The 10,170-nt window shown below is 73.3% G+C and carries 9 protein-coding genes; 3 read left to right on the forward strand and 6 right to left on the reverse strand.

Going from position 1 to position 10,170, the window contains the following annotated elements; all coding sequences use genetic code 11:
• The 4 genes from ACTIFU_RS19445 to ACTIFU_RS19460 all read right to left on the reverse strand — a co-directional run.
• The coding region (locus ACTIFU_RS19445) for an FAD-dependent oxidoreductase (RefSeq protein WP_439579975.1) at positions 1-390 on the reverse strand (390 nt) is incomplete at its 3' end.
• Positions 391-582: 192 nt separating this feature from the next.
• The gene (denD, locus tag ACTIFU_RS19450) at positions 583-1,566 is read right to left on the reverse strand and encodes a D-erythronate dehydrogenase (RefSeq protein ID WP_439579976.1); all 984 of its coding nucleotides are present in this window, start codon (positions 1,564-1,566) and stop codon (positions 583-585) included.
• Between the two features lie 99 nt (positions 1,567-1,665).
• Positions 1,666-2,637: a Bug family tripartite tricarboxylate transporter substrate binding protein gene (locus ACTIFU_RS19455; RefSeq protein ID WP_439579977.1), complete on the reverse strand. Its 972-nt coding sequence runs from the start codon at positions 2,635-2,637 to the stop codon at positions 1,666-1,668.
• A gap of 37 nt (positions 2,638-2,674) precedes the next feature.
• Entirely contained in the window at positions 2,675-3,595 is a 921-nt protein-coding gene (locus ACTIFU_RS19460) for an aminotransferase class IV (protein ID WP_439579978.1), read from the reverse strand.
• A gap of 204 nt (positions 3,596-3,799) precedes the next feature.
• On the opposite strand from ACTIFU_RS19460, the gene ACTIFU_RS19465 reads away from it, so the two are divergent.
• Positions 3,800-4,822 carry a dienelactone hydrolase family protein gene (locus tag ACTIFU_RS19465; RefSeq protein ID WP_439579979.1) on the forward strand — a complete coding sequence of 341 codons (1,023 nt, stop codon included), beginning with the start codon at positions 3,800-3,802 and terminating at the stop codon, positions 4,820-4,822.
• 5 nt (positions 4,823-4,827) lie between these two features.
• Here the strand turns inward: ACTIFU_RS19465 and ACTIFU_RS19470 are convergent, their stop codons facing one another.
• A complete protein-coding gene (locus tag ACTIFU_RS19470) occupies positions 4,828-5,832 on the reverse strand; it encodes a helix-turn-helix transcriptional regulator (RefSeq protein ID WP_439579980.1) in 1,005 nt (334 codons plus the stop codon).
• Between the two features lie 77 nt (positions 5,833-5,909).
• Positions 5,910-7,979, reverse strand: coding sequence for an AAA family ATPase (locus ACTIFU_RS19475; RefSeq protein WP_439579981.1), 2,070 nt, complete (start codon positions 7,977-7,979; stop codon positions 5,910-5,912).
• A 132-nt stretch (positions 7,980-8,111) separates the two neighbouring features.
• Between ACTIFU_RS19475 and ACTIFU_RS19480 the strand changes: the two genes are divergently transcribed.
• Positions 8,112-9,272, forward strand: a complete 1,161-nt coding sequence (locus ACTIFU_RS19480) for a metallophosphoesterase family protein (RefSeq protein ID WP_439579982.1) — start codon at positions 8,112-8,114, stop codon at positions 9,270-9,272.
• Positions 9,272-10,170 (forward strand): AAA family ATPase (locus tag ACTIFU_RS19485; RefSeq protein WP_439579983.1); only part of this gene is annotated, 899 nt, incomplete at its 3' end. The genes ACTIFU_RS19480 and ACTIFU_RS19485, both read left to right, overlap by 1 nt.

A 10,170-nucleotide genomic window follows, 5' to 3' on the forward strand; every position in this document is an offset into this window, starting at 1 on the left:
CGCGTAGTCCGCGCGCAGGATCGGCACGGCCCGCTGCACCTCCTCGACGCCGATGGGCCGCAGCCCCTCGCCCTCGGCGATCATCTGTTCGAGATGCGCGCGCTGATCCTCGGGGGCGAGGAACAGCACGGCGCGGCGATGGGTGAGGGAGTGCTGGGCGAAGCCCGGCGGCGGGTGCTCGAACAGCGCGCGCGAGGCGCCGGTGAGCAGGCGGACATCGGGGGGACCGTAGTTCAGGATCCAGAGTGCGGCCGACCGGCCGGTGCTGTGGAAGCCGGGCTGGCTCTCGGCCTCCAGCAGCACGACGGGCCTGCCGGCCGCGGCGAGTTCCGCGGCGGTGGCAGCCCCGGCGATCCCGGCGCCGATGACGAGGATGTCGGTCCGATGCATGAGCCGAGACTAGACGATACCCCTCGCGCCCGCGCACCCCGCCCGGCGCGGGGCTGATCAGCGGGGCAGTCGGGGCCTCTCAGCCGCGCCCAATGGCGTAGAACGCGTCGTTCGGGCGCAGATCGACAACGTTCGCGAGCCGGCTCGACATGCCGAAGAAGGCAACGATCGGGTGGCTAAGGGCCGCGACACTCACGCCGCGCGCAGCGCCCGCGTCGCGGCGAGATCGTCCTCGAGGAAGCCGCGCAGCAGCGCCTCCAGGCTCTCGTGGCCGCGGAAGCCGAGCCCGCGGGCGCGCGCATCGTCGAACCGCGCCGGCCAGGTGCCGACGATGTCAGCCACCTCGCGGTCCTCGATCCGCGAGACCAGCCGCGCCGCGTCCGGCCCGCCGACCGCGCGCAGCACCTCCAGCATCTGCCGCACGGTGACGGTCAGGCCCGGCGGGTTCACCCCGCGATCGAGCCCGAGTGCCGCGCCGCTGAGCGCGCAGGCGTGCATGAGCCAGTCGGTCGCGGCGCGCGGGCTCGCGATCCAGAGCGCGAAGTCCTCGGGTACGGGCAGCAGCGCCTGCTCGCCGAGGAACGGTTCGCGCAGGATCGAGCTTGCGAAGGACGAGGCCGCGCGGTTCGGCCGGCCGGGCCGCACCACCACGGTCGGCAGGCGGAGCGAGACGCCGTCCACGAAGCCCTTGCGCGTCCAGTCGTGCACCAGGAGTTCGCCGGCCGCCTTCTGCGCGCCGTAGGAGTTGCCGGGCACCGGCCGCGTGTCGTCGCGGATCACCGCCGCCTGCCCGCCCGAGAAGGTCGCGACCGAGGAGGTGAACACCACGCGCGGGCGCGATCCGGCGGCGCGGCACGCCTCCAGCAGAGCGCGCGTGCCGTCCAGGTTCACCCGCCAGCCGACCGTGAAATCCGCCTCCGCCTGCGCCGAGACGATCGCGGCGAGGTGGACCACCACGCCGGTTTCGGCCGAGACCAGCCCGGCCACCATCGCCGTGTCCGCGATGTCGCCCGTGATGCTCCGCACCGGGAACGCCGTCGCTGGCGGCTCGGCCGCGACGACGTCGAACAGCGTCATGCCGGTGACGGCACGCGGCCCGATCCGTCCCTCCGCGGCGATCCGCGAGGCGAGCCTACGCCCCAGGAATCCCGCCGCTCCCGTGATCGTCACGTGCATCCCGCGCGTCCTCCGCCGTGTCTGCGGCCTTGTGGCGCCTGGGCGCTGGCACGGCAAGTCGGGACGGGTCGATGCGAGGCCCGGATCGAACCGTCTCGGTCAGCCCGTGGTGATGTTCGCCTCGCGGATCAGCGTCGCGTAGAAGCGGTACTGCTCGACCAGGAACGCGTGGACCTGCGCGGGCGGCACCGGCTCATAGGGCAGCGTGCCGGCTCGGCGCAGCCGGTCCTGCGCCGCCGGGCTGGCCAGCACCGCGGTGAAGGCGCGCGACACCCGCGCCAGCACCGGCTCCGGCACCCTCGCCGGCGCGACCGCGACGTACCACGAATCGAGGTCGCCGGCGGGGATCCCCTGCTCGCCGAGCGTCGGCAGGTCCGGCAGGTCCGGCAGGCGCACCGTGCCGACCGCGCCGATGGCGCGCAGCCGCCCGTCCCGGATATGCGGCATGGCGAGACCGCTCGCGAGCACCGCGGCATCGAGCCGCCCGGCCAGCATGTCGACGATCCCGGGCGGCAGGCCGCGGTAATCGACTGCCGTGACCTGCACGCCGAGCGCGCGCTGGATCACCTCCATGCTCATATGCGCGAAGGTGCCGATGCCGGGGCGCAGATAGTTGAGCTGCCCCGGACGGGCGCGCGCCAGGTCGGCGAACTCGGCGACGCTGCGCGCGGGCGAGTCCGCCGGCACCACCAGCAGCGAGATGCTGCGCGAGACCATCGCGAGGCCCTGCACGCTCTCCACCGGATGCAGGCCGGGGCTGGGATTCAGGATCGGGCCGACGAGGTTGCCGAGCGAGGCCATCAGCCAGGTGTGGCCGTCCGGCGGGGCGGCGGCGAGCGCCTGGGAGGCGATCAGCCCGCCGGCGCCGGTCCGCACCTCGACGACAACCGGCTGGCCGAGGTCGGCGGCAAGATCGTCGCTGATCGCGCGCATCACCACATCGACGATGCCGCCTGCGGGGAACGGGCACAGGAAGCGGATGGGTCGCTGCGGAAAGCCCTGGGCAATCGCAGGGCCGGCCAGCAGGGCAGCCCCGGCGCCGACCAGCGTGCGGCGGGAGAGGGTCGTCATCGGCAGGGTTCCTTCGCTCTCGTTTGTGGCCAGGGGATCAGGCGCGACATCTTGCGGCCTCGCTGTCCTTCAGCGCGGCATAGAGCGCGCGCAGCCGTGCGGTGACGGGCCCCGGCAGCGGTGCCGGCAGGTCCCGCCCATCCACCGCGCGGACCGGCGTCAGCCCGCCGAAGGTCCCGGTCACGAACGCCTCGTCGGCGGCAAGCACGTCCTTCAGCGTGAAGTTACCGAGACGGAGCGGCATCCCGTGCACGCGGCAGAGCGCGATCACGTGGCCGCGGGTGATGCCGTGGAAGCAATAGTCGCCGCTCGAGCTGCACACCTCGCCCGCCCGCACGAAGAAGAAGTTCGTCGCATTGCAGGAGGAGACGAAGCCGAGCGGATCGAGCATCAGCGCCTCGTCCGCTCCGGCCTTGATCGCCTGGATCAGCGCGGTGATCAGGTTGAGGCGGCTGTGCGAATTGAGCCGCATGTCGAACATGTCGGCCGGAGAACAGCGGATCGTCGAGGTGAACAGGCTGAGCCCGCGCGTCGCCAGCGCCTCGCTCGGCTGCTTCCACTCGGCCACGATCACAAGCGTGGCGGGGCCGATGGCTTGGCGCGGGTCCTGGTTCGGCGTCTTCTTGACCCCGCGCGTGACCATGAGCCGGACATGGACTCCGTCCTCCATGCCGTTCGCCGCCAGCGTCCGGTGCAGCGCCGCCGTGAGTTCGGCGCGTGTCCGGCCGATCTCGAGGTCGATCGCCCTGGCACCCTCGAACAGCCGGTCGAGATGCGCATCGAGGAACAGCAGGGCGCCCTTGTGCAGCCTGATGCCTTCCCACACGCCGTCGCCGAGCACGAAACCGGCATCGAACACCGACACCCGCGCCTCGTCGCGCTGCACGAGCGCGCCGTTCAGATCGATCAGGACGCCGGCGTTGCGCGGATCGGCCGCGAAGTCCTGGCTGCCCGTCATTCCCTCGCCTCCAGGCGCATCCGATCACGATCCGACGCGGCTTGCGGACCCTGCCGTCGTCGCCCTGGCGGCGATCCGCGCGGCGCGCCCGCGCCCCGGGACTGCCGCCGCTCCCGTGATCGTCACGTGCATCCCGCGCGTCCTCCGCCAAGAGTCCGGACGTTGTGGCGCCTCGGCGCCGGCACGGCAAGGCGGGGAGAGGGGATGCGGATCTCGGCGCTGGTTGTGGCGGGGGGCATGCTGGCAGGACCGGCACTCGCCGACACATCCGTTCTGACGCGGCCCTGGCCCAACGGCGAGGCCCTGGCGGCGGCCGAGCAGCGCCGCGTCACCTGGCCGTCCGCCTCGCCCTTCACGCCGTGGGACCAGCTGGTGGGCAACGGCGCGCCGACCGAGGCGACGGGCACATTGTTCCTGCCGCGCCGGGGAGCGGGGTCGCCGCCGCCGCCGGCCGTCGTGATGCTGCACGGCTCGGGCGGGGTGCTCGGCGCACGCGAACTCACCTATGGCCGGCAGTTCGCGGCCATGGGAATCACCGCGCTCGCGGTGGATGCCTTCGCCGCGCGGCGCGACCGCGGCACGAGCTTCGTCGACCGCCTGATCAACATCACCGAGAGCATGCTGATCGCCGACGCCTATGCGGCCCTGCGCTGGCTGGCGCAGGAGGGCCATGCCGATCCGCACCGGGTCGCGCTGATCGGCTTCAGCTACGGCGCGATGGCGACCATGTACGCGCTGAACGAAGGTGCGGCCGCGGCCTTCGCGCCGGGCGGCGAGCGCTTCGCGGCACACGCCGCGTTCTACGGTCCCTGCATCGCGAGCTTCGAGGATGAGCGCACGACCGGCGCGCCGCTGCTGATCCTCTATGGCACCGAGGATGAGCTGATCGATCCCGCGCGCTGCACCGAGACGGCCGAGGGGTTCCGCCGTGGCGGCAGCGAGGTCGAGGTGATCGCCTACGAGGGCGCGGCCCATCAGTGGGACGGCGGCTGGGGACCGATCCGGATCGGCAGCCTGCTGAACGGCTGCCGCCTGCATGTCGAACGCGACGGCACGGTGCGCGACCTGCGGAGCGGTCTGCCGATGGCGGGCAGCTTCAGCCGCAAGCTGATCCTGGCACTCTGCGTCGAGCGCACGCCCTACCTGATCAACGCCGACCCCGCCGTGCGGGAGCGTTCGAACGCGGACCTGGGGCGGTTTCTCGCGCGGGCGCTGGGCGCGGGATGAGCGGGTCAGGCCGCGACCACGTCAGCCCCCTCGTGATGCGCAAGCGCGTCGCGCAGCAGCGCCACCATGCGCTGGCGCAATGATGGGGGATCGACGATCTCGATCGAGGTGCCCCAGGTGAACACGTGCCAGCACATCTCCTGGCCGCCACCGGCGCGGAAGCGCACCACCAGCCGCCCGTCCGCATCGCGCTCGGCCACTTGGCTTGGGTGGAAGCGCCATTGCGCGGCCTCGTCCGCGGTCTCGGCGTCGAAGCGAAAGGTGACGTCGACCGGCTCCTCCTGCCAGGTGCCGAAGGCGCGCGCGGCGAAGTCATCGAGCCGGAAATCGGCCCGCCGCACGAATGGGGTGTTGCCGAGATCGAGCGTCCCGATCCTGTCCAGCCGGTAGAGCTTGGGCTCGTCCCAGGGCTCGACCGCGGCGACCAGCAGCGGACGGCTGCCATAGAGCATGCCGTAGGGGTGCACCTCGACGCCGTAGGGCCTGCCGGAGCGGCGGGAGCGGTACTGCATCGTCACCGGCAGGCAGGAGATGATCGCGCGCCGGAGCTTGGTCAGGATCCCCGGCGGCAGCAGCGGGCGCGGGCCGGGGCGGAGCGCGGTGCCCTCGGCCTGGGTCAGCACTTCGAGGTCGGGCTCCACCCGGCGCAGGTGCTCGGGCCGGGCGGTGGCGCGGAGCTTCTGGGTCGCCGAGGCGATCAGGTCGGCGCGCTCGCGCAGTCCCTTGCGGGAGAGTGCGGCCGCGGCGGCGTCAAGCTCGGCGAGTTCATCGGCCGACACTGCGACGAGCCCGCCGAGCGTGCCGGCCGGCAGGCGCCAGCGCCGGGTCCGCTCGCCGTCGTCGCAGCGTTCGAACTGCGGGAACACCCGCGCCACCGCGTCGCGCATCCGCTCGGCGGTGCGCCGCGCCACGCCGAAGTCGCGCTGGATGTCGGCGAGCGACAGACCCTCGCGCGTGCCCTGGAAGGCGAGTGCGAGGCGCAGGATCTGCTCGAGCTTCTGGTAATGCATTCCCCCCAACCTTGTCGGTCTGTTCATGGTGGTGAACAAACCGACCCTGCGCACGTGAAAGGATCGTCAAAACATCATCAGTTGCCGAACCGGAACCCCAGCGGCGCCGTGGCGCCGGGCCGGGCGGCCGCCTCCTCAGCCAGCAGTTGCAACAGGGCAGCGGCATCGCCGATCCGGCCGAGCAGCCTGGCCTTGCGCGCAACCAGCGAGAAATCGGCCGGAACCAGCGGTGGCAGATCCGCGAGCCCGGCAGGTGCGACGAGTCCGAAGAACCGCGTGAATGCCGCCCGCGCCTGATCGGGCCGCAGCGCGTCGAACCGTACCTTTACCAGGAACCGGCGCAGACAGGCCGGATCGAGCCGTTCGGGCAGGTTGGTGGTGCAGGCGAACGGCAGGGGATGGTGCTCCATCCAGGTCAGCAGCTCGTTCACCTGCGTCACCTCCCACGACTGCGCCGCGCCGCGCCGGTCGGCGAGCAGACCGTCGGCCTCGTCGAGGATCAGGAAGCGCTGCTCCTCGGCGGCCTCCTGGAACGCGGCCGCGATCGCCTGCTCGCTGCCGCCCACCCAGCGCGACAGCAGGTCGGACGCCCGCTTCACCAGCGGATCAAGGCCGAGGCGCTGGGCAAGGTCGCGCGCGAACGCACTCTTGCCCGTGCCGGGCGGCCCGGACAGAAGCAGCGACACCGCACGCGGGACATCGCATGCCGCGAGCCGCTCGGACAACGCGGCAAGGTCGGTATCGGCATTGGCGAGGCTTGCATCGAACCCGGTCTCGGGCGCGGCCTCCTGCGGCGGCAGCCGGCCGCCGCCCATCGCCTTGGCGACCGCGAGCACGCCGCGCCGCACCGCCTCCGCCCCGCCGCCGGTCAGCGCCGCGGCCGACACGGCGGCGGCGGCGACCGCGGGCGGCGCCGGCACATCGCGCGCGAGCCGCGCCACCTCGGGCTGCGGCATCGCCACCCCGTGGCGGGCGAGTTCGCGCACCCAGAGCCGCTCGCGCACTGGCAGGTCGGGCACGCGCAGTTCGATCGCGAAGGTCATGCGCCGGATCACCGCCGGGCCGAGCGGGGCGAGTGCATTGGTCGTCCAGAGCACCGGCACGGGCGTCGTTTCCAGCGTGCGGAGCAGCGAGGCCCGGCCCCCGCCCTGGCCGTTCAGCAGCCCCACGAGCCCCTGGTCGAACAGGTCCTCGGCCTCGTCGAACAGCAGCAGCGCCGGCGAGCCGCCGGCGAGCAGGCGCTGGGCGAGGCGGAGTTCCGCGAGCCGCTCCGACCGCCCCGGCTCGTGCCCGTCCTCGGCCGCCTCGCCGACGGCGTAGAGCGGCGCGCCGACCGCGGCGGCCAGGGTCTTGCAGAACTCGGTCTTGCCGGTGCCGGGGGGGCCATACAGCAGGACATGCGTGCCTGGTCGGCGGGCGCGCAGGGCGCCGGCGAGCACCTCGACCGCATGGCTCGCCGCGGCGCTGAGATGTGCGAAGTCCTCCAGTGCCAGGCTTGCGGCGAGCGGGCGGCCGAGCAGCGCCTCGCCGGCGACCTGGCCGGTGCTGGGCGGAATGCCAAGCGCATCCGAGAGCTGGCGCTTCAGCCGTTCCAGCACGATCAGCTCGCCGTCGCCGTCCACGGTGAGCAGTCCGGCCGCCCGCAGCGTCCCGGTCGGGGCGAGCCGCCGCTCGACGGTCGCCTGCGGCAGACCGGTCAGCAGCGCGATCATCGGCGCATCGGCCGAGAGCCGCATCGCGCCCCCCATCGCGTCCGAGACCATGTCCCAGAGCCGCTCGACCGGGCGGTGCAGCCGGTAGCGCACCGCAAGCCCCAGGATCGCGGCCTCGGCCTCGTCGAGCCCGACCGCGCGAGTGACGGCGTTCAGGCGCAGCGTGATGGCGCTGACGGCGCGGCGGGCCTTGGCAGTGCGCGCCTCGATGCGGCGCTGGATCACCTTCCAGGCGGCTGCGTCAAGCGCGCCTTCGGCGAACAGCTCGTCCTGGCGCGGGTCGGGATCGCGCCCGGTGCGGGGGGCGAGGCCGAGCGCGTCCTGGAACCGGGTGATCCAGGCGGCGACCGCGGTGGCGCGGCGGGACCGGCGCGGCACCTGGGCCAGCGCGTTGCGGGCGTAGTCCAGGGCGATGGTCTGTTCGCCGGCGTCCATGAGGTCTCTCCCGTACCCGATCTGTTCTCGCCTTGAACGCGACCGTACGAGAGTGACGCGTCAGAATTGGTCGTATGTCCGATCCCGTCGTCTTTGCCGACGCGGCCGGGTTCGGGCAGGCTCCCGCGGCCCATGCCCGTGCGACTCCTTCACAGCTCCGACCTGCATATCGGCCGCAGCAGCTTCGCCGGTGCGCCGCCCGACAAGGCGGCGCTGCTCGCCGAGGCGCGGCGCGACGCGCTTGACCGCTTGGCCGAGGCCGCACGGGGGGCCGGGGCGCCGCGTGTGCTGGTCGCTGGCGACGTGTTCGACGGCACCCAGTTGTCCGACCACACGCTCGACCGAGCGCTCGATCGCATGAAGGCCGCCTCCGACCTCGCCTGGCACCTGCTGCCGGGCAACCACGACCCGCACCGGCCGGGCGGGCTGTGGGAGCGGCTCGGCCGCAAGGGCTGGCCGCCGAACGTGCGCGCGCATCTCGCCGCCGCGCCGGTGCCGCTCGATCCCGCACCGGGCGAGCCGCCTGCCGTGCTGCTGCCGGCGCCGCTCGGCCACCGCCGCGTGCCGGGCGACCCCACGTCGTGGATGGATCACGCGGCCACGCCGGACGGCGTGCTCAGGATCGGCCTCGCGCATGGCGCGGTCGCCGGCTTCGGCGCCGAGGAGGGGGCGGAGACGAACCCGATCGCACCCGATCGCGCCACCCGCGCGGGGCTGGCGTATCTGGCGCTCGGCGACTGGCACCGTACGCTCCGCGTCGGCCTGGCGACCTGGTACAGCGGCACGCCGGAGCCCGACCGGTTCCGTATCGATCCGGACGGCGACAGAACCCGCTGCGGCGGCGGGGTCGCGCTTGCGGTGGAGATCGACGGGCCGACAGCGCGCGTCGAGCGCGTGCCGACCGGCCGTTTCGTCTGGCACCTCGCCGAGCCCGTGCTCGCCGAGACGGCGGAGATCGAGGCGCTTGCGAATCGTTTCCTGCACATGCAGTCCGCTGCGGACATCGTGCTGCGCCTCGCCCCGCGCGGCGCGCTGACGTTGGCGGGCCGCGAGCATTTCCGCGACCGGATCGAGGAGACGCTCGCCGCACGGCTGCGCTGGCTCGATCTCGACCTCTCCGAGCTGGAGGTGCGGCCCGAGGATGAGGAACTCGCCGCGATCGACCTCGAAGGCGCGGTGCGCATCGCCGCCGACCGGCTGGCGGCGCGTGCGCGCGATCCGGCCGATCCCGATGCCGCGACGGCGTGGCGTGCGCTGGTCGAGCTCTGGCTGATGCGGGAGCTCGCCCGCTGATGCGCATCGCGGCGGTCGAGCTTGAGGATCTGCGCCGCTTCGCCGGGCGCTGGCGCGTTGGCCCCTTCGCGCCGGGGCTCAATGTGCTCGCGGCGCCGAACGAGACCGGTAAGTCCACGCTGCTCGCCGCCATCCAGGCCGCAATCTTCCTCCCCCATCGCGCTCAGGCTGACGCGCTGCGTCCGCTCGGCGGCGGCGTTCCGGCGGTGCGGGTCGAATTGGCTGACGCGACGGGGCATTGGGTGATCGCCAAGCGGTTCGCCGGTCGGGTGGGTCGGGCTGAGGTCACCACGCCTTCGGGGCAGACGCAAACGGGCGACGCTGCCGAGGAGGAGATCCGGCGACTGTTCGGCGTCGCTCCCGAGTCCAGGCGGCGCGAGGTGCCGCGCGGCGTGTGGGGCGCGCTCTGGGTGGAACAGGGGCATTCCATCGCGCCGCCCGAACTGGACGACCCGGCCCACCGGACCCTGCGCAGCGCGCTCGAAGCCGAGGTCGGCACCGTGACGGGGGCGGCCGGGATCGCGCGGCTGCGCACCGCGATTGCCGGCGAGCTCGCGTCGCTGCAATCGCCCGCCGGCCGCCAGACGGCCGGCAGACTGCGCGAGGCGCACGACCACCGCGAGGAGCTGGAACGCGACCTTGCCGAGCTGCGGCAGCGGCGGCGCGATGTCGAGGAAGACCTCGCCCGGCTTGCCGAGCTGCTTGAGGAGCGCCAGCAGCGGCTCGAAGCCCGGACCTGGGAGGCGTTCGAGCGACAGCTGGAAGAGGCGCGCGAGCGGCTCAAAGCGCTCGATAGCGCCAAGGAGCGACGGCAGGCGGCCCAGCGCGCGGCGGAAGACGCTGCCCGCCTTGCCGAGGCGGCGGCGCGGGAACTGGACCAGCGCAACCGCGATCGCGA

The organism is Elioraea sp., assembly GCF_051860475.1.
Lineage (GTDB): Bacteria > Pseudomonadota > Alphaproteobacteria > Acetobacterales > Acetobacteraceae > Elioraea.